Genomic DNA, 19,571 nt, shown 5'->3' on the forward strand with positions numbered 1-19,571 from the left:
AGGCAGGCCCAGAGCGTTGCTGCGGAGATGGATCTTGGTCGAGAAGCCACCGCGAGAGCGGCCAAGACCCTGGTCCTGATCCCCTTTTTTAGCGGGCCGGCGGCGTGCTGATGGGCGCGGATGATGGTGGAATCGATCATCTGGACGCTGGCGTGACCTTCGCCGGTCTCGTTCAGCGCTTCCAGCATGACGTCCCAGGTCCCCGCCTGTGTCCAGCGCCGGAACTGGCGATAGACCGAGTTCCATGTCCCGAAATGGCTGTGCAGATCACGCCATGCAGCCCCCGTCCGGGCGATCCAGAACACCCCGTCCAGCACCAGCCGGTGATCGCGAGGCCGCCGCCCCCTCCTTGGCCCCGTCTCGACCACGAACGGCTCGAAGAACGCCCACTCCGCATCCGACATCAAACCACGAACCAAGGCTGCTCTCCGCAAAGAACAGCCTTGAATCAGCGATCAAGCGATTTGGGAATCCTCTTTGTCCACACGGCCTAGGCCGTAAAGGTCACGTAATCTCGTCGTCGAGACAAGGTCGTCACTCGCGCCCAAGAGGCGGACCGTAGCCGGCCGCACCGCGCGACAAGGCGGCTTCAGAATGCAAATCGAACCGGCTCATTGGACGGGCTTCCTTTGAAGGGTTGGGCTTGTGACGGCCTGCGGCTTTGCAAACGGCACGGTGCAGAGCGCAACCAAGGTCAGAACGGCAATCATCGCCCAGGCCTCGTTGATGGCGTGAACGAGCGCCAGTTTCTCGACGAGCGGGGCCAGTACGGCGGCCGTACCTGCGTCGATCGGCTGGCCGATCCGGCTGGCGAAGACCGATGCGGGAATACCCAAGGCTTGGGCCGTCTCGACATCTCCGGCTTGCAGCCGCGCGACGATCTGGCGGCCCAATACCGGTGCCCGGCCGTAGATGACGGTGTCGATCAGGGCCAGACCGATGGCGCCGCCCAGGTTTCGCATCAGATTGAACAGGCCACTGGCGTCCGGTACCTCGCCCGGCGGGAGGTTGCCGAGTGCCAAACGCGTCGGGGGCAGCATGCACAGCATGATCGCGACGCCGCGAAGAATCTGAGGCCAAAACATCTCGTCGAAATCGGTCGTAGACGTCTGGAAGGCGCTGAGACCGAGGCCCAGGGCGAACAGGGCGAACCCCATGGCGGTCATCAACCGCGCATCCATCCGGCGCTCCATGACGACGGCGACCGGCGCCGTGGCGAGCTGTGCCAAGCCCGTGACCAGCATGATCGTTCCGATCGCCAACGGCCCATGGCCCCGCACAAAGGCCAAAAAGACCGGCATCAGATAGACCGAGCCGAACAGACCGATGCCCAGCACGAAGCTCAGAACGCAGCCGATCGCGAAGCTGCGGTTCGACAGGGTCTTCAGCTCGACCACGGGATGGATGGCAGTCAGACTTCGCCTCACGAACGCGACGCCGGAGGCCAGCGACAGAGCCGCCAGGCCCATCACCAGGGGCGACGCCCAGCCGCGTTGAGGGGCCTCCTTCAGCGCAATCTCAAGTGCGGCGAGCGCCAGGGCCATCAGGATCAGGGAGACGAAGTCCAGGCGGCGGACCGACGCAGGGTCGGCGCGTTCACGCGGCAGCAGCCAGACCGCCAGCACGGCGCAGATCATGCCGGGCGCGAGATTGATCAGAAACAGCCAGTGCCAGGAGTAGGTCTGTGTGATCCATCCGCCCACGATCGGACCAACGGTGGGTGCCAGCACCGCAAGGACGCCCGCGATGGTGGTCGCGATCCCCTGCCGGCTCTGCGGGAACAGCAGGAAGACCGCGGAGAAGACGCCTGGAATTAGAGTGCCGCCCGAGAAACCCTGGATTACCCGCCAGAAGATCAACGTCTCAAAGTCATTGCTCAGCGCGCAGCCCAGCGAGGCCAGGCTGAACACACTGATCGCGATTACGAACAGCCATCGCATGGTCAGGGCGCGAGTCAGGAAACCGGTCAGCGGGATCGCGATGACCTCGGCGACGAGATAAGCGGTCTGGACCCAGCTCATCTGGTCGGGCGCGACGCCGATAGCCGCCTGGATCGTCGGCAGGGCAGTCGCCACGACCTGAATGTCCAGGATCGCCATGAACATGCCGACGCACATGACGATGAAGCCAACCCACAGGGTAACGGCATTGACCGGGTTAGGCGTGACGCTTGATGTCATCGAAACTTGCGGGGAGATCGGTCGAGGGCGGTTTCACTATGCATGATCAATCCAGACGCCTGCCGCGTGATAAAGTCACGCCCGATCAGTCGACTGGAACCGAGGCCGGACGCATGATGTTCCGCAACGTCGCCGCTCGCGATGATTTCCAGATGGAGATCGATAAGGCGGTGGGAGCCATTGATGACCGCGCCCGTCGCCCTGCTGTCCATCGGGACCGCTGACGCCCCCCATGATATGCCCCAGGCCGCCGTCGCCGAGGTGGCCCGGCGGTTGTTTCAGGACCGGTTCCCGCAGTTCGACCGCATGGCCAAGGTGTTCGACACGGCTGGAATTCGTCATCGCCAATCGGTCATGCCGATCGAATGGTACACGACGCCGAGGACCTGGCCGGAACGCACCGAAGCCTATCTGGTCGGAGCGGTCGATCTCTACAGCCGGGCGGCGGAAAACGCCCTGTCCGGTGCCGGGCTAACCGGGGCCGAGGTCGATATCATCGTCACCGTCTCGTCGACCGGGATTGCCACACCCAGCCTCGACGCCCGTGCCATGGGGCGTCTGGGGTTCCGATCGGATGCGGCGAGAATCCCCGTGTTCGGACTAGGATGCGCCGGAGGCGTCGCAGGTCTGGCGATCGCCAGTCGCCTGGCGCGGGCCAGTCCGGGCGCGGTGGTGCTTCTGGTCGCGGTGGAGGTCTGTACGCTGTCGTTCCGGATGGAGAACCTGACCAAGGCCGACATCGTGGCCACGGCCCTGTTCGGTGACGGCGCTGCGGCCTGCATCCTGCGTTGCGGAGAGGGCGGTTTCGCCCACGTCGAGGCGACCGCAGAACACACCTGGCCCGACACGCTCGACATCATGGGCTGGCGGGTTGAACCCGAAGGGCTGGGGGTCATCTTCGCCCGTGCCATCCCACCTTTCGCGCGCGAGCATTTGCGTCCGGCCATGGACCGGATGTTGGCCGCCGATGGAAACCGCGTCGAGGACATCGACCGCTTCATCTGCCATCCTGGCGGCATGAAGGTGATCGACGCAATGGAGGCTTCGCTGTCGATGGACCAAGGCAGGCTGGATCATGAACGCGCGGTGCTGGCCGACCATGGAAACATGTCGGCGCCGACCGTGCTTCACGTCCTGAACCGTGCCCGGCACTCCGGTCTGCCCGAGCGGTCTGTGGTCACGGCTTTGGGACCGGGCTTCACCGCCAGTACCGTCACATTGAGCAAGGCGGCATGATCGCCTCGATCGTCATTCTGGTGCTGGTGACGGTCCAGCGGCTGGGCGAGCTGGTGCTGGCACGGCGCAATACCACGAGGCTGCTGGCAAACGGTGGGCTGGAGACCGGGGCAGGCCATTACCCGCTGATCGTAGGGTTGCACGCGGCTTGGCTGATAGGCCTATTCGTCCTGGCGTGGGATCAGCCGGTGAACTGGATCTGGATGGGAGTTTTCGTCCTGCTGCAGCTCGCCCGCATCTGGGTCATAGCCTCGCTCGGCGGCCGCTGGACGACGCGGATCATCACGGTTCCGGGCGAGACCCTGGTGCGTCGCGGTCCCTATCGGTTCTTGTCCCACCCAAACTATGTGGTCGTGGCGTTGGAGATCGGCGTGTTGCCGCTGGCGTTCGACCTTGTGGCCTATGCCGTCGTGTTCTCCATTCTGAATGCCGCTGTCCTAACGATCCGCATAAGGGGAGAGAGCCGCGCGCTGGCGGGGACCGGAACCCCGGAAGTTTAGCATATGCTTGTGTCGGGCTTGGGAGCATTAAAGGGTGCTGTCAGGCGAACGATAAAAGGTCTCCGGTATTTGTGGCGTAAGCCACTGACGGGGATCATATTTCGTGAAGTCGATTTCGTTCAATCGCCACCGGTTTCCGGCAGATGTGATCCGGCATGCCGTCTGGCTGTACTTTCGCTTCAGCCTCAGTTTTCGTGACGTCGAGGAGCTGCTGGCGCAACGGGGGATCGACGTCAGCTATGAGACGATCCGCTGCTGGACGATCAAGTTCGGACCGCTGATCGCGAGGCGGCTGAAGCGCCGTCGGCCAGCCCCATCGCCTCGCTGGCATCTGGAAGAGATGGTCTGTTCGATCGGCGGAAGGCGGATGTATCTGTGGCGCGCCGTCGACGACGAAGGCGAGGTCCTCCACCTCCTGGTCCAGCGCCGGCGGGACACGGACGCTGCGTTGAAGCTGCTCACGCGTCTCCTTCACAACCAGCCGGTCGAGCCGCACACGATCACAACGGACGGCCTGGCATCATACGGCGCAGCTCTGGACCAACTGGACTTGAGGCATCTCCATCGACCGGGCCGGCTTCGCGAGAACAATCGGGCAGAGAACTCCCACTTGCCGATCCGACGACGAGAACGACAGCAGAAGCGGTTCAAATCCCAAGCCTCAGCCCAGAGATTCCTCACCACCCACGCAGCGATCTACAACACCTTCAACATCCAGCGTCATCTGATCAGCAGACCAACCCTTCGCTGCTTCCGCGCAGAAGCCGATGAGGCTTGGGCGGCCGCCGTTGCCTGATCGGGCCGCGGGGTAGGGGGCTTTCGACTTTGCAAAGTTAACCTGTCAGGCCCGCCGCTTGGGCGGCTGCGGTTGTCTGAAACTGGGCGGGGTAGGGCACGTTTCAACTTGGCTCAGTTGCCCTGACAGACCCAGTTAGCCTGATGGGGTGGACGGCCCCTGTGTCCGGCGTCGAGTGCGCCATAGTGTGGTCGTTGCTTATGCGGCCACAGAACAGGAACCGTCCACCATGATGACTACCACGATCGGCCTCGACCTCGCCAAGAGTGTCTTCCAGGTTCACGGCGTCAGTTCGGAGGGGCAGGTCACTGTCCGTCGGAAGCTGCGCCGCGGCGAACTCATGGGCTTCTTTCGGGATTTGCCCCCGTGCCTGATCGGCATGGAGGCCTGCGCGACCGCCCACTACTGGGCCCGCGAGCTGTCAGCCCTGGGCCATGAGGTGCGGCTGATGCCGCCGAGCTATGTGAAGGCCTATCTCCGTCGCCAGAAGAACGATGCGGCTGACGCCGAGGCGATCTGCGAGGCCGTCACCCGACCGACGATGCGGTTCGTGCCGGTGAAGAGTGCGGAGCGTCAGGCAATCCTGACCCTGCACCGGACCCGAGAGCTTTTGGTACGCCAGAAGACGACGTTGATCCGCGCGATCCGTAGTCATTGCGCCGAGTTCGGCCTCGTGGTTCCGCAGGGCGCGCGGCGGATCTTCGACCTCCTGCAGTTGGTACGAGAAGCCAGTCCTTCGGCGCTTCCGGAGACCGCCGTGCTGACCATGCAGATGCTCGGGGTCCAACTCGAGGCTCTGGCAGTGCAGATCCGCACCCTCGAGCGACGCCTGCTCGCCTGGCATCGACAGAACCAGACCAGCCAGCGCCTTGCCACCATCCCCGGGGTCGGCATCATCACATCGACCGCCCTGGCGGCCAGTATCAGCGATCCAGGCCTGTTCCGGTCAGGTCGGGAGTTCGCGGCCTTCCTGGGCCTGGTCCCTCGGCAGAACTCATCCGGCGGCAAAGATCGCCTGGGCCGCATAACCAAGAAGGGCGATGGCTATCTGCGCAAGCTCCTGGTGGTCGGAGCGACGTCGGTGATCCGACGCGCCCGAACCGGGGTGACGCCATCCGCTGGCTGGGTCCAGTCGTTGCTCGAGCGTCGGCCATCCCGCGTCGTCACGGTCGCCATGGCCAACAAGACCGCGCGGATCGCCTGGGCCGTCATGGCGCGCGGCGAGAGTTACAGGGCCATGGCCACGGTCTGAATGAGATCGCGACGGACCGTCGGTCCGCCGCTCCGAACTGGAAGGGTGCAAACGGGTTGATGATGATCAGATAGCGGCCGCAGGCCAGGAAAACCCGAGGCGCTGTCGGAGCCCTGAGCTCGATACCCTGATTGGGACCTGGTCCAGCGGACTCCATCAGGGCCAGCGGCCATCGACGCCGCACAAACAGGCCGGACAGATGACCGCACCACCCAGATTGTCACCTCAATCCAAATTCATCCTTGCAGTGCAGGGGCCGTCCACAGATGACAGCGCCGCGCCGACTGATAAGCCTACGGCGCCACACGCATCCCGGAAACCATCATGTTGGCATAGGTTTCGCCGATTTCGCGGGCGGTCTGATGCGAGGTCTCGGGGCGGAACCAGCGATGGGTCCAGCCGACGACGCCCAACATCCCGTAAGCGACGATGCGCGAGGGGCCGACGTCGCGCAAGGTGCCGTCGGTATAGCCCTCTTCGATGATCTCGATGAAAGCGTTCTCGATGATGCGGTTCACCTGGCGCATGTCCGAGGACCATTTTGAACGGGTGCCGGACACACGGCTGAGGTTCTCGCGGATATAGATGAACAGGAGGGGATAGTGCTCGCCATAGGATTCCATGATCGCGACGATCAGGTTCCACAGCTTGTCCGGAGCGGGCAGTGGGCTCGCTGCGATATCGGTGGCGATCTGGGAGTTGCGTTCCGCGACGGCGCGCAGCACCTCGTCGAACAACTCTTCCTTGGACGAGATGTAGTAATAGACCGAAGCGCGATCGATGCCGAGTTCGGCAGCCACGGCGCTGATGCTCGCGCCCTGCAGACCCAAGCGGTCAAAGACGCGAACCGCTGCCTCAGCGATCTCGCGGCGACGCCGCTTGTAAGCGTCGGAGCTTTCTTCCTTTGCCGCCTTCCGGCGTTTGCCGATGCCGCTGGTCTTGTCGCTTGTCGGACTCATGTCAGAGCCTGATTAGCGAGGGATGGCCGAAAGACCAAACAGGTGAGGTCATCAACCGCGTGGACCGCCCGCCACGAACAGCACCTGACCTGACACAAACCCTGAGCGTACATCGGCGAAGAACGAGACCGCATTGGCGACGTCGTCGGGCTGGCCCGGGCGACCGGCGGGGATATCGCGCACGATATCTGCGACCATCGCCTCGAAGGTCACCCCCAGCCGTTCGGCGACAGCAGTGGTCATCGGGGTTACGACAAAGCCGGGTGCGACGACGTTGGCGGTGATGCCTGACTTGCCCATCTCCAGCGCCAAGGTCTTGGTCAGGCCGATCAGCCCAGCCTTGGCTGCGGCATAGTTGGCCTGTCCGTAAGCGCCCAAAGCGGCAATGCTGGAGAGGTTGACGATCCGTCCGTGGCCTTGGCGGCGCATCGCGGGCTGGACCGCGCGGCACATCAGGAATGCCCCGCGCAGGTTTACATCCTGTACAACCTGCCAGTCATCGAGCGTCATCTTGGCCAGGGTCTTCTCGCGCAGGACGCCGGCGTTGTTGACCAGAACGGCGGGCGGTCCCAGCGCGGCTTCGGCCGCTTCGACAGCGGCCTGGACTGAACCTTCGTCGGAGACATCGACGGCCACGGCGATGGCCCGACGCCCTAGCGCCTGGATTCGCTGAACGGTGTCAGCGCAGGCCTGCGTCCGAAGGTCCATTACGGCGACATCGCAGCCGTCCCGGGCCAGGCGTTCGGCGATGGCGGCGCCGATGCCGCGCGCGGCTCCGGTCACTAGGGCGACGCGGGAGGGTTCGCTCATGACAGGCCCAGACGTTCGATGGCCATGCGCGACAGCAGGAATTTGCGCGGTCGCCCCGACGGCGTGAGCGGCACCTCTTCCACCTTGATCGGCAGGACATGGCGCGGCACCTTGAAGCGTGCGAGCCGTTCGGCGCACCAGTCGATTAGGGCCTGAGGCTCCAGCACGTATCCCGGGCGCGTCACGATGAAGGCAATGCCGATCTCGCCCATGCGGTCATCTTGCACGGGGGCGACGTGAGCCTGCAAGACGGACGGGTGGCCCATCAGCACGTCCTCGATCTCGGAGGGCGTGACCTGTTCGCCGCCGCAGCGGTAGCTTTCCTTAACCCGCCCGACCAGGCTCAGATAGCCGTCCGCATCGATCCGGCCGAGGTCGCCGGTGTGCAGCCAGCCGTCGGCGTCGAAGGATTCTGCGGTCGACTCGGGCTTGTCGAAATAACCCGCGGTGACGCCGGGGCCTCTGGCCATCAGCTCGCCGACCTCACCGGGGGCCAGCACCGCGCCGGACTGTGGGTCGACCACGCGATAGTCGACGATGCGGTTGCCGATGGCCGGATCGCCCGCCGGCCCGACGTCGCGCAGGCGACCGTTGGTGGCCTTCAGGCGGTCGGCTGGATCGTCCGGCCGGGTCACCGTGGTCGAGGCCGTGCATTCGCTCATGCCATAGCCGGTGGTGATCTCGATGCCGTCGAAGGTCGCCAGAATACGATCCCACAGACCGGGCGGGGTGCGCCCGCCCGAGGACAGCATCCCTTTGAGCGACGCCGTATCGACCGGTGTGTCGGCCAGGGTATCCAGGATGGCCAGTGTCATCGTCGGGATCAACAGCAGGTCGGTCACCCTGTGGCGCTCGACGGCCCGCAGCGTTTCGCGCGGATCGAACTTCAGGTGCGGCACGATCGCCCCGCCGACGAACAGGGCCGCGAGCAGGCCTTCGACATAGCCGTACACATGGTTCATCGGCAGGCTGAAATGGATACGTCTTCCGTCCTCGAACGCACGCGCATAGGCACTGCCGAAGGCCGCGCGCAGCAGCATGTCATGGGTCAGCACCACGCCCTTGGGCGAACCGGTCGTGCCCGAGGTGTAGATGATGTCTGCGGGGGCCGCCGGGTCGACCTCGGGAAGCGCGCCCGCACCGTCGTGGAGGTTTTCGAACGTGGTCGCTCCGGCCCGCCCGCCGCCTTCGGCCTCGAAGACCGTGACCGAGCGCAGGTCGGGCTGAGCCGTGCCGCCTCCGTCGATCTCCCAACCCGGGGCGATCTCGTCCAGCATCTCCAGGTAATCGAGGTCACGAAACCGGTCCATCGTGACCAGCATGACGGCCCGCGACTGGCGCAGCACATAGGCCAGTTCGTCCCGGCGGTTGAGGATGTTGACCGGAACGGCCACGGCACCGATCGCCGCGATCGCGAACTTCAGGGCGGCGAAGGCGGGGTAGTTGGCCATGACCAGGGCAACGTGCTCGCCCGGCCGGACCCCCGCGGTAACCAGCCCTCCGGCGACCGCTGCGGCCCAGTCGGCCATCTGGCGATAGGTCCAGGTCCGGGCGTCCGTGATCAGATAAGGTCGGTCCGGATGCATCCCCGCCGCATGGGTCAGCATTCCGTAGAGGGTGCGCGGTTGCCAGGGATCGAAGCGCCGAGCCGTGGCGGCCTGACGTTCGGCGACGGAAGGATGGGACGCTCTAGCAGGCATGATCGGCTCGTTGACGCTCTCAAAAGCCATGGTCAGGGGTTCAGGATCTCGTGGTGCCTGCGATAGTCGGCCCGTCCCCATCCGAACGCCAGCGCCGCGAATAAGGTCGAGATCGACAGGGTGATGCCGAGCGACAACCCGAGCGCGCTTTCCGAGCGGAACACGAAGTCGTTCAGCAGTCCGGGCAGTAGCGGCCCCATGGTCAACCCGCCCAGGTTTGCGACGAACAGGATCAGCGCGAGGGCCTGGCCTCTGACCTGGTTGGGCAGGACCATCTGCGAGGCCGCGTAACAACTGCCTGCCGGCATGGCCAGAAGGACGACCCCGACCGCGAAGACCGCGACCGTGGCGGTGGCTGAAAAGCCCTGGGCCCAGATCAAGGCTCCGAAGGCGAGGGTGCCAAGGATGGAACTGACCGTGGCGATGCGAAGCGCGGCGTCGCGGCGACCCGCGACCAGGCCGCTATCGCTGAGGCGTCCGCCCATCAGCATGCCGAAGCTGCCCCCGATCAGCACGACCAGACCCATGACCAGACCGGTCTGTTGCGGCGTCCAGTCGAACGAGCGCTGCAGAACGCCGGGCGACCACAGCATGAAGGCATAGAGGGCGACGGCCTGGAACATCAGGCCGAGTGCGATCGAGGCGACAGCCACGCGGCGCTTGGCGATCTCGGCGAGCGTCTCGCGGATCGTCAGGCGTGCGACGGCTCCGTCGGCGGCGACGATGACCTTGCGTCGGGCGGGCTCGCGCAGTGTCAGGACCCACAGGGCGACCAGCAGACCGGGGATGCCGGTGACCAGGAAGGTCGCGCGCCATGAGGCGACCTCGCCGAAGATCGGCAGGGTCAGGGTCGCGGTCTGGGTGACCAGCTGCACCACCAGTCCCCCGACCAGCAGCGCCAGGCCCGAACCCAGATAGATGCCGACGCCATAAAGGCTCATGGCTGCGCCCAGTTTCTCGTTCGGGAAGGTGTCCGAGATCATGGAGACGGCGGCGGGCGCCAGGGTGGCTTCGCCTACACCCACGCCCATGCGGGCCAGGAACAGCCCGGGATACCCCATAGCCACCGAACAGGCTGCGGTCATCAGGCTCCAGAAGAAGACGCCCGCGGCGATGATGTTTCGACGATTCAGCCGATCGACCAGCCGTCCCGCCGGCAGGCTGACGATGGTGTAGAACAGCGAGAAGGCCAGCCCGCCCAGAAGGCCGACCTGAGTGTCCGACACCGCGAACTCGGCCTTGATCGGACCGACCAGCAGGCTGAGGATTTGGCGGTCGATGAAGGACAGGGTGTAGCAGACCGTCAGAACCGCAACCGTGTACCAGGCATAGCCGGTGGCGGGCGGGGCTCTTGACGACGAAACCGCCGGATCTTTCGATCCGGCGGCCTGGGTCGTGTCTGTCATCAGAACTTGGCCGAGAACTGGAGCGCCACTTCGCGGCCCCGCGCAACGACGCCTCGCTGCTCGCCGATCGCGCCGGGCACGCTGGCTCCGCCCGTCCGGTCCGCCGCATAGAGGATGTAGTTCTCGTCCGAGAGGTTGCGCCCGATCAGTTGCGCGGTATAGCGCCCGTCCGGCGACGTTACCGTCACCCCGGCGTTGTAGCGCCAGAAGGCCTCCTGCAGTGTGGCGGGAGCCATGGTTTCCGCCGCATAGTAGCTGTCGCTGTAGAAGCCGTCGCCGGTCAGGGCCACGCCGAACCCGGCGATCTGGGTTTCATAGGTGAAGCCTGCGCTTCCCGACCACTGGGGCGCGCGGGCGGGTGCGCGGCCATCGAAGTCCTGTTGCAGGGTCAGGGCCGTCGTGTTGACGAACGAGCAGTTCGTCGGAGCCACCGCCGTCGCCCGCACCGTGCCGGTCGGGAAGGCGTAGGAGTAGCACTGCCCCACGAAGTCGTTGAACTGTGCATCAACGTAGGCGATCGCCCCGCGCAGCGACAGGGCATCTGTGGCCTGCCAGACGCCGTCGGCCTCGAACCCGCGCTGCTGGACCTCACCGGCATTGTTGATGGTGTAGGCAATCCGCGCCGGATCGTAGGTGTTCACCTGCAGGTCTTCAAAGCGGTAGGCGAAGGCTGCGATGTTGGCGCGCAGGCGACCGTCGGCGAATATGCCCTTGGCCCCGGCCTCGAACCCGCTGGCGGACTCGGAACCGAAGTTGATGTCGCCGATCACCGTCCCGGTCTGCAGCGGGCTGGTCAGACCAAACCCGCCGGACTTGTAGCCCGTCTTGTAGGCCACGAAGACCGTATGATTGCTATCGGGACGCCAGGTGATGGTGGCTTCCGGTGAAAGATTGTCGTCCTCGAACTGACCCTGGATTTCGCCGACAATGGTCGACCCGGCATAGTTGGTGTTCTGGGTCGCGAAGGTGCCGATGCCGTACAGGTTCCTCTTCGCAAAATCCTTGGATTCGCGTGTCCAGCGCACCCCTCCTGCGATCTCTATGGTGTCGCTGAGGTCGTAGATCAGCTGACCGAAGACCGACTGGGTTTCGCCGCTCTGTTTTGCATAGTCCTCATAGGTGGAGAACCGGCCGGACGCGGCCTGGTAGTTGCTGTCGCGCAGCTTGGTGTCGTTGGTCGTGAACAGGTCTGTCGCCTGGAAGAAGGCGCCCAGCATGAAGTTCAGCGGGCCCGCGTAGTCACTGCTCAGGCGGAATTCCTGGCTGATCTCCTGGTTGGTCTGTCGATTGTAGAAGGCCAGCTGAGAATAGGTCGTCTGGTCCAGGCCGGACAGGAATTCATACTGGGTCGAGTTGTAGCCGGTGGTGGACGACAGGTTCAGCGTGTCGGTCAGGGCCCAGTCGAAATCCAGCACGCCGGTGAACACGTCCAGCTCGCCGTAGGCTCTGTTGTTGCCGCGATAGCCGCGCATCGTTCTCGCGATCGCGTCGGGCAGGTCGCCGCTGGTCGTCCGGTTGTCCGCGACACAGTCCGCGAACGGGTCGGCGATGCCATAGACCCGTGGGTTGGAGCCGCCGGTGCACGACCCGATGTTCTGGGTCGCGACGCCGGGGCCCGCGTCCTCGTTGTGGCCCATGAACAGTTTCAGCCGCCCGGTGATGGTGGGAGCGATCTCGGCCGTCAGCGTCAGGCGGCCGAGGATTTCCTCGTCGCCCGGCCGACTGTCCGACACGCCGGGCAGGGTGGCGGCACCGGCAGGCGCGCCGCTGATTGCTGAGTAGAAGGGGTTGGCGATCGACTGCGCGGTGTTGGACAGCCAGCCGTCCAGGTTACGATAGCGTAGGGCCAGACGGGCATTCAGCCCCTCCGCCAGGGGCCCGGACACGTAGCCGTCGATCGTGGCCTCATCGCCCTCGAATTCGTAGCCTGCGCGGAAGCCCGCCTCGAACTGGTCGGTCGGATCGGCGGACTTGATCGAGATGACACCTGCCGGGCTGTTCTTGCCGAAGAACAGAGCCTGGGGTCCCTTCAGGACTTCAACCTGCTGAAGATCGAAGAAACCCATCTGGGTGATACGGCCGTCGCTGGTCTGGACGCCGTCGATAGCGACCGACACGGCCTGTTCGAACCCGGTCTGGTTGGCGGGTGAACTGATGCCACGAATGGCGATCGAACCGCCGCCGTTCGACTTGTAGGCGCCGACGACGACGGTCGGTGTCAGCTCGCCGATGCGCGACAGGTCGTCGGCGCGGTTCCGCTCGAGCGTTTCGGCTGTGACCACGTTCACCACGACCGGCACACTGATCAGGGTCTCTGACCGGCGTCGCGCGGTGACGACGATGTCGTCGACCGACGAAGTGTCTTCCTGCGCCGTGGCGCTCTGTGTTCCGGCCGATTGTGCGAACGCAGGTCCTGAAGCGACCATCAGCAAGGCTGCGGCGCTACCCGCCATCAACAGCGATTTCGTAGATATAGCCATGGCTCTCCCCTGACTTTCCAATCCCTGCCGCCTTTCGCTCGTCTGGTGCGAGTCCTTGCGACAGCCTCAGAAAGACTGTCGCCGTTCGATCTGTCAATACCAGTGTTGACAAAAATCAACGACAGCGTTGATAGTGCAATCACGATGGGGGCTGGTCGGGTCGCGGCTTGCGGTTCGTGCTCCCCTTGGCGACCATCAGAGTCGCAGGCATGGGAGTAGGGTTGGCCATGGATGGCACTGGAACGTCACTACCGCTCGATCTGGCGATCACGCCGGCGACGCCGGTCGGATATCGCTTGCAGAGCCTTCGCAAGAAGGCCGCGATCCAGCTGATGGGATCGCGTCTATGGGGCCGGTTCAATCCGAACCATTGGGACCCGGTCTATGCGGCTGCGACCGGGCTGAAGGCGCCGATCCAGACCGGGGAGATGTCGTCGGCCTATATCGCCGAGATGTGCGTCAACCACTTCGGCGCCGCCTTCTTCAAGGGCGCGCGCGTGGTCCTCAAATACGTCGCGTCGACCTTTGCCGACGAGATCATCTCGACCCAGGGGGTGGTGCGCGAGAAGCAGCCCAAGGGCGGCGGCTACCGCTTCATTGTCGATGTCTGGGCCGAGAACGAGGCCGGTGAGAAGAAGACGGCCGGCTGGGTCGAAGTCGATGTCGGCGTCTGATCGCCGCCTGTCCAAGGAAATGACCGTATGACCTCCCAAACGCATGGGCAGATGCCCGCCGCAGACGCCCTGAAACCCATGAGCCCGCTTCAGGCGCGCCAGACCCGCGAGTTCATCGACGGCCTCGCGTCCGAGGCCCGTCCCTATTGGGACATGGTCGAGATCGGCGACGAGCTGTCGCGCGACCTTCACCTCTCTGCAGAGCTGGTGATCCTGTATTGCGACGGCGTCGAGGACTTCAATCCCTGGTACGAGGGCTGGCGCATGAACAGCTGGCACATCGAGGGCCAGTCGCCGTTCGGCGGCGCGATCGTGCCGCCTCTGCTGGTCTCGCACTTCGTCCTGTCGGTGCAATTCGACGCCACACGGCCCTTCTCGATCGGCTCCATTCACACCTACCATGACTCCGAGATTGTCGCGCCGATTCCGGTCGGGGCGAACGTACGCATCACCACGCGGGCCATCGACAAGTTCGAGAAGCGGGGCCGGCGCTATGTGCGCCATGGGGTCGAGGTCACCGACGTCGAAAGCGGCCTGCTGTACTTCCGCGAAACCCGCGACATCCTCTCGCTCTGAAGGGGCGGGCAATGGAAGAAGCCGCCATCACGGCCGTCGTCGCGCAAGCCTTGGCGCTGGACCAGCCTGCGCCCGCCTTGCTCGGTACCCGCTGCGCGGATTGCGGGACGCTGTACTATCCTCAGGTCGTCAGCTGTCGAAACCAGGAATGCGAGGGTAAGGGTGTCGCCCCGGCGCGGATCATGGCGCGTGGCCAGCTCTACAGCTTCACAGTGCAGAGATATCGCCCGCCGCCGCTTTTCGCGATCGAGCCTTGGCAGCCGTATGTGCTTGGCCTTGTGGACGTCGAAAACGGCCTGCGGGTCATGGGGATCGTCGAAGCGCCACTGGAAGAAGTTCGAATCGGCATGCCGCTTCGGCTTTCGACCCGGACCTTGAACGCGGAAGGGGCCCAGACCGTCATGACCCACAGCTTCGTTCCCGACGACGGGGCCGATACATGAGGCCGGTCTATGTTCTGGGCGTGGGGGCCCACCCCTGGGGGAAATGGCCCGGGACGACGCAGGTCGAGCTGGCCATCCACGCCATGAAGGCGGCCCTGGGCGAGGCGTCCCTGCAATGGCGCGATCTGCAGGGTCTGGTCGCAGCCAGTTCGCGGTTCGAGGGGGGCATGGGCTGGGGCCTGCATGCCAACGAACTCGTCCAGACGGTCTCGGAACATGGCCTGGCCTGCATCAATGTCGGCGGAGCCTGCGCGGCCGGGGCGGTCGCTTTCCACACCGCCCATATGCTCGTCGCGAGCGGCCAGTACGACACTGTCGCGGCCATGGGCGCCGAACGGATGCCCAAGGGCTTCATCCCGCGACCGCCGGGCTCGGCCGACGACCCGGCCGATCACGACTTCCTGCGCTGGAAGACCATGGGGGCCACCAATCCCGCCTATTGGGCGATGGAAGCCCAACGCCGGATGCACGATCACGGCACGACCGCCGAAACCTTCGCCGCCGCCTCGGTGATGATGCGGCGTCATGGCGCGATGAACCCCAATGCCCGGTTTCGCACCCCCTCCACGGTGGACGAGGTCCTAGCCTCTCCGATGGTGAGTGATCCCTTGCATCTGCTAGAAATCTGCGCCGTCAGCGACGGGGCTGCGGCCGTCATCCTGGGGTCCGAGGACCAGGCCCGCCGGGCGGGTGGGCCGATGATCCAGGTCGCCGCCAGCGCCATCGCCACGGGCCGGTTCGGCGACCCGGCCGCTCGCATCCCGACCGTCGGATCGACGCCGCGCCCCGGCGTGCCGCATACCAGCGAGGTGGTCACGGCCGTACATCGGGCCTGGGATCTGGCCGGTATCGGGGCTGCGGACGTCGATCTGGTCGAGATCGCGGACAATACCGCCTGGCACATCCTCGCCTGGCCCGAACTATTCGGCTTCTTTGCGCCTGGCGAAGGCGATCGAATGCTGACGGCGGGGGAAATGACGATCGGAGGTCGCCTGCCGGTCAATCCGAGCGGCGGTTTCCTGTCGTTCGGCGAGGCGACGACGGCCCAGGCGCTGATGCAGGTCTGCGAACTGGCCTGGCAGCTGAAGGGACAGGCGGGCGAACGCCAGGTCGAGGGGGCCCGCATCGTCATGTCCGCCGTGCTCGGCCTGGGGGCCAACGGCGGCTCCATTGTCCTGAAACGATGAGCGAGGCTGTCCAGATCGAGGTCCGGGATCGCGTCGCGGTCCTGACTCTGTCGCGCCCTGACACCGGCAATGCCATCGACCAGGAGATGGCCGATAGCCTGCTGAAGGCCGCACTGGCCTGCGCATCAGACGACGGCGTGCGAGCTGTGCTGCTGACCGGAAAGGGCCGGTCGTTCTGCGTTGGCGGCGACGTGAAGGCCTTCGCGGCCGCCGGTCCGGGTGCGTCGGCTCTCGTGCAAGGACTGACCGCGTCCCTGCATATGGCGGTCGCGCGACTGGCGCGGATGGACAAGCCTCTTGTGACGGCGATCAACGGTGCAGCGGCCGGCGCCGGCTTTGGCCTGGCCATCCTGGGCGATGTCGCCCTGGCGGCCAGATCCGCGAAGTTCGCCATGGCCTATGGTGCGATCGGCCTGACGCCCGACGGCGGGGCGACCTGGCTCCTGCCGCGGCTGGTCGGATACCGCCAGGCGCAACGGCTGGCGCTGACCGGCGCGCGGATCGATGCCGTGGAGGCTGAGCGGATCGGCCTGATCACCCGGGCGATCGACGACGAAGTCTTGCAGGACGAGGCCTTCACCCTCGCCGGGACGCTCGCCCAAGGTCCGCGCCGCGCCTTCGCCCGCACGCGGGCTCTGTTGCATCAGGCCCTGTCCAATGGGCTGGAGACGCAGTTGGAACTGGAGGCGCAAGGCATTGCCGAGGCTGTCGGCCTGCCCGAGGGCCGGGAGGGTATCGCTGCCTTTGTTGCCCGTCGTCCGCCTGACTTCAGGGGCCTCTGACCCCGCTCAGACCAGGGCAGCGATAAGGCCTTCCGCCAGCCGCGCGACGGCGTCGTCGCTCCGTTTGCTCCCCTGGGGCAGGCCGGCAAACCCGTGGATCATGTCCGGATAGTGGTGGGCCCTGACCTCGACGCCCGCCGCCCGTGCCCGCTCGACCAGAGCCTGCCCCTCGTCCCGCAGGGGATCGAAGCCAGCCGTAATGACCGTGGTGGACGGCAGCGCTGACAGGTCACAACCCATCAGGTCGACCATGCCGTCCCTGGCATAGGCCTGCCATGCCCACAGCATGAACGTCCGCGTCAGCATGTGGTCTCGCCCAAGAGCCAACTGAGATGCGCTGGCGCAGCCAGGGTCTACCGCCGGATAGAGCAAGGCGAGACCCCTGACCGGCTGTCCGACGGCCGCCGACATCAGTGCGGTCGCCACGGCCAGCCAGGCTCCTGCGCTGTCTCCCGCCAACTCGACGGGGAGGCCGGCAAAACGCGATCTGACCCAGTCCAGGGCGGCGACCGCGTCGTCCATGCCCGCAGGGTAGGGATGCTCGGGGGCCAGCCGGTAATCGACCGCGACCAGAGTGAGGCCGCTGCTCAAGGCAAGGCGTCGGCACACGGCGTCGTGGGTTTCGAGGTTTCCGAAAACGAAGGCTCCGCCATGCAGGAAGACCACGATCGCCCGATCTGGCCCGGCCGCTGGCCGGTAGACACGTAGAGCCAGAGGGCCGCCCGGGCCGGTGATCTCCACGTCCTCGACGGCGTGGATGTCCGGTCTGGGCGCACGAGCGAGATAGCCGTTGGCTCCGGCCCGAAAGGCCGTCAGATCCGCGGGCACGCTCAGGGCGATGCGCGGATCCGCGAGCCACGTGGCGAGGTCGGGATCCAGCGACCCGTCAGGAGGCGGCACGCATCGCCTCGCCGCCCCGAAGATCGAACCCGTCGTAGCCTTTCGCCGCCGCCTTTTCGAGGATGCGGCGATAGCCCCGGACACCCCCGGAGTAGGGCATGAAGACGCGGGGCTTCCCCGGCATCTCGGCCCCGACGTAGTAGGATGGCGTCTTCATGTAGAGGGTCTCATGCGCGCGGGCGTTGACGTGGTCAACCCAGTCCGCCTGGGCCGCCTGCGTCGCCTCGATCTCCGATACGCCATGCGCTCGCGCCGTGTCGAACAGGGCCGCCAGCCAATCGATCTGTTCCTCACTGGACAGGATGACGTTGCTCAGCAGGGACGGGCTGCCGGGTCCGCCGATAAAGAACAGGTTGGGAAAGCCGTGGACGCCGATGCCCAGATAGCTGGCCGGACCGCCGGCCCAGGCGTCCTGCAGCGTCCGGCCGTCACGGCCGACAATGTCGATCTTCAGGATGGAGCCGGTGAAGACATCGAAGCCGGTCGCATAGATCACTACGTCGAAGGCCAGGTCCTGTGCACTTGTTCGAATTCCGGTAGACGTGAAGGTCTGGATCGGCGTCTCCGTAATGTCGACCAGGGAGACATTCTGGCGGTTGAAGGTGGCGAAATATCCGCCGTCGACAGAGGGTCTGCGAGTCCCGAACGGGAACCCCTTGGGCACCAGCTTGTCCCTCAGGACGGGGTCTTCAATCTGTTCGCCGATCTTTTTCTGGACGAAGGCCGAGGTGATGTCGTTGGCTGTCTGACTGAGCAGGATGTCCTTGAACGCGAGGGAAAAGCCGAATCCCAGCCGGTTCCAGGCCGCCTCGAAAATCTGCTCGCGCTCTTCGGGCTCGACCTCTGCAGCCGAACGGGGATCGGGGGCGAAACCCAGGCCGCTTGGGGAGTTCCGCGCGGCCTCGCGGCGGATGCGATAGTTCGCCTTCACCGCCGCATCCTCCTCGTCCGAGACAGGCGCATTGGCGGCGGGGATGGAATAGTTCGCTGTTCGCTGGAACACCGTCAGGTGCTCGGCCTGGGCCGCGATTATCGGCGTCATCTGCACGCCGGATGAGCCAGTGCCGATGATGGCGACCCGCTTGCCCTGCAGGTCGACCGGATCGCGCGGCCAGCGGGCGCTATACAGGACCTGGCCCTCGAACGTCTCCTGTCCAGGATAGGTCGTCGCCTTGGGAGTGGACAGCTGGCCGACGGCCATGACGAAGCGCTGAGCGGACCAGCGCCGCCCGTCTTTCGCCTCGATCAGCCAGCGGCCCGTGGTGGCCTCAAGCTCGGCACGCCGCACGCGTGTGTTCAGGCTGATGTCACGCTTCAGGTCGAAGCGGTCGGCGACATGATTGATATAGCGCAGGATTTCAGGCTGCTTGGCGTAACGTTCGCTCCATCGCCATTCCTGCTCCAGGTCTTCGGAGAAGCGGTAGGAATAGTCGAAGCTTTCGACGTCGCAGCGTGCACCCGGATAGCGATTGAAATTCCAGACGCCGCCGACCTCGTCCGATGCCTCCAGCACCTGAACCCCGAAACCCTGTGCCCGGAAGGTGTGGAGGGCACGGAGGCCAGCCAGTCCGGCCCCGATCACGACGATGTCGATTTGAACTGTTTCAACCATGGCGCTCTCCATTCTCCAAAGTTGCCACGATGCCAAATGTTCGTCAACGATGGTGTTGATAACGATGCCCACCTTGGT

General features: G+C 65.2%; 18 protein-coding genes and 1 pseudogene. 10 read left to right on the forward strand and 9 right to left on the reverse strand.

Going from position 1 to position 19,571, the window contains the following annotated elements; genetic code table 11:
• Together ACP7AU_RS16180 and ACP7AU_RS16185 are read right to left on the reverse strand one after the other, a co-directional pair.
• Nucleotides 1–404 (reverse strand): annotated as a pseudogene (locus tag ACP7AU_RS16180) (IS5 family transposase); the annotation flags it as partial.
• Nucleotides 405–611: 207 nt separating this feature from the next.
• A complete protein-coding gene (locus ACP7AU_RS16185) occupies nucleotides 612–2,180 on the reverse strand; it encodes a DHA2 family efflux MFS transporter permease subunit (protein ID WP_426052060.1) in 1,569 nt (522 codons plus the stop codon).
• Nucleotides 2,181–2,218: 38 nt separating this feature from the next.
• On the opposite strand from ACP7AU_RS16185, the gene ACP7AU_RS16190 reads away from it, so the two are divergent.
• The 5 genes from ACP7AU_RS16190 to ACP7AU_RS16210 all read left to right on the forward strand — a co-directional run bounded on the left by ACP7AU_RS16190 (nucleotide 2,219) and on the right by ACP7AU_RS16210 (nucleotide 5,964).
• The gene (locus ACP7AU_RS16190) at nucleotides 2,219–2,404 is read left to right on the forward strand and encodes a hypothetical protein (RefSeq protein WP_426039955.1); all 186 of its coding nucleotides are present in this window, start codon (nucleotides 2,219–2,221) and stop codon (nucleotides 2,402–2,404) included.
• On the forward strand, nucleotides 2,364–3,416 hold the full coding sequence (locus tag ACP7AU_RS16195) for a type III polyketide synthase (RefSeq protein ID WP_426052061.1): 1,053 nt from the start codon (nucleotides 2,364–2,366) through the stop codon (nucleotides 3,414–3,416). Before ACP7AU_RS16190 ends, ACP7AU_RS16195 begins: the two co-directional genes overlap by 41 nt.
• Nucleotides 3,413–3,916, forward strand: coding sequence for an isoprenylcysteine carboxyl methyltransferase family protein (locus tag ACP7AU_RS16200; protein ID WP_426052062.1), 504 nt, complete (start codon nucleotides 3,413–3,415; stop codon nucleotides 3,914–3,916). The genes ACP7AU_RS16195 and ACP7AU_RS16200 overlap by 4 nt, the downstream gene beginning before the upstream one ends.
• Nucleotides 3,917–4,019: 103 nt before the next feature.
• On the forward strand, nucleotides 4,020–4,712 hold the full coding sequence (locus ACP7AU_RS16205; protein ID WP_426052063.1) for an IS6 family transposase: 693 nt from the start codon (nucleotides 4,020–4,022) through the stop codon (nucleotides 4,710–4,712).
• 229 nt (nucleotides 4,713–4,941) lie between these two features.
• A complete protein-coding gene (locus ACP7AU_RS16210; RefSeq protein WP_426052064.1) occupies nucleotides 4,942–5,964 on the forward strand; it encodes an IS110 family transposase in 1,023 nt (340 codons plus the stop codon).
• Between the two features lie 293 nt (nucleotides 5,965–6,257).
• On the opposite strand, the gene ACP7AU_RS16215 is transcribed toward ACP7AU_RS16210, so the two are convergent.
• The 5 genes from ACP7AU_RS16215 to ACP7AU_RS16235 are packed head-to-tail and all read right to left on the reverse strand — an operon-like array spanning nucleotide 6,258 to nucleotide 13,319.
• On the reverse strand, nucleotides 6,258–6,923 hold the full coding sequence (locus ACP7AU_RS16215) for a TetR/AcrR family transcriptional regulator (protein ID WP_426039903.1): 666 nt from the start codon (nucleotides 6,921–6,923) through the stop codon (nucleotides 6,258–6,260).
• Nucleotides 6,924–6,974: 51 nt separating this feature from the next.
• Complete coding sequence (gene fabG, locus ACP7AU_RS16220) at nucleotides 6,975–7,733, reverse strand: 3-oxoacyl-ACP reductase FabG (RefSeq protein ID WP_426039904.1); 759 nt, start codon at nucleotides 7,731–7,733, stop codon at nucleotides 6,975–6,977.
• Nucleotides 7,730–9,463, reverse strand: a complete 1,734-nt coding sequence (locus ACP7AU_RS16225) for a class I adenylate-forming enzyme family protein (protein ID WP_426052065.1) — start codon at nucleotides 9,461–9,463, stop codon at nucleotides 7,730–7,732. Before ACP7AU_RS16225 ends, fabG begins: the two co-directional genes overlap by 4 nt.
• Before the next feature lie 2 nt (nucleotides 9,464–9,465).
• Nucleotides 9,466–10,839, reverse strand: a complete 1,374-nt coding sequence (locus ACP7AU_RS16230; protein WP_426052066.1) for a spinster family MFS transporter — start codon at nucleotides 10,837–10,839, stop codon at nucleotides 9,466–9,468.
• Nucleotides 10,839–13,319: a TonB-dependent receptor gene (locus ACP7AU_RS16235; RefSeq protein WP_426052067.1), complete on the reverse strand. Its 2,481-nt coding sequence runs from the start codon at nucleotides 13,317–13,319 to the stop codon at nucleotides 10,839–10,841. The genes ACP7AU_RS16230 and ACP7AU_RS16235 overlap by 1 nt, the downstream gene beginning before the upstream one ends.
• A 227-nt stretch (nucleotides 13,320–13,546) precedes the next feature.
• Here ACP7AU_RS16235 and ACP7AU_RS16240 point away from each other — a divergent pair, with 227 nt between their 5' ends.
• The 5 genes from ACP7AU_RS16240 to ACP7AU_RS16260 are packed head-to-tail and all read left to right on the forward strand — an operon-like array spanning nucleotide 13,547 to nucleotide 16,981.
• Entirely contained in the window at nucleotides 13,547–13,993 is a 447-nt protein-coding gene (locus ACP7AU_RS16240; protein ID WP_426052068.1) for a MaoC family dehydratase, read from the forward strand.
• 27 nt (nucleotides 13,994–14,020) lie between these two features.
• Complete coding sequence (locus ACP7AU_RS16245) at nucleotides 14,021–14,569, forward strand: MaoC family dehydratase (RefSeq protein WP_426039909.1); 549 nt, start codon at nucleotides 14,021–14,023, stop codon at nucleotides 14,567–14,569.
• 11 nt (nucleotides 14,570–14,580) lie between these two features.
• Entirely contained in the window at nucleotides 14,581–15,012 is a 432-nt protein-coding gene (locus tag ACP7AU_RS16250; protein WP_426039910.1) for a Zn-ribbon domain-containing OB-fold protein, read from the forward strand.
• Complete coding sequence (locus ACP7AU_RS16255; RefSeq protein ID WP_426039911.1) at nucleotides 15,009–16,199, forward strand: lipid-transfer protein; 1,191 nt, start codon at nucleotides 15,009–15,011, stop codon at nucleotides 16,197–16,199. The genes ACP7AU_RS16250 and ACP7AU_RS16255 overlap by 4 nt, the downstream gene beginning before the upstream one ends.
• Nucleotides 16,196–16,981 carry an enoyl-CoA hydratase/isomerase family protein gene (locus ACP7AU_RS16260; protein ID WP_426039912.1) on the forward strand — a complete coding sequence of 262 codons (786 nt, stop codon included), beginning with the start codon at nucleotides 16,196–16,198 and terminating at the stop codon, nucleotides 16,979–16,981. The genes ACP7AU_RS16255 and ACP7AU_RS16260 overlap by 4 nt, the downstream gene beginning before the upstream one ends.
• Nucleotides 16,982–16,987: 6 nt before the next feature.
• Here ACP7AU_RS16260 and ACP7AU_RS16265 read toward each other — a convergent pair whose 3' ends face one another.
• Entirely contained in the window at nucleotides 16,988–17,881 is an 894-nt protein-coding gene (locus ACP7AU_RS16265) for an alpha/beta hydrolase (protein WP_426052069.1), read from the reverse strand.
• Nucleotides 17,868–19,493, reverse strand: a complete 1,626-nt coding sequence (locus ACP7AU_RS16270) for a flavin-containing monooxygenase (protein ID WP_426052070.1) — start codon at nucleotides 19,491–19,493, stop codon at nucleotides 17,868–17,870. Before ACP7AU_RS16270 ends, ACP7AU_RS16265 begins: the two co-directional genes overlap by 14 nt.
• Nucleotides 19,494–19,571 lie beyond the last annotated feature (78 nt).

The sequence above is a fragment of the Brevundimonas sp. SL161 genome, from assembly GCF_049896985.1.
GTDB lineage: Bacteria > Pseudomonadota > Alphaproteobacteria > Caulobacterales > Caulobacteraceae > Brevundimonas.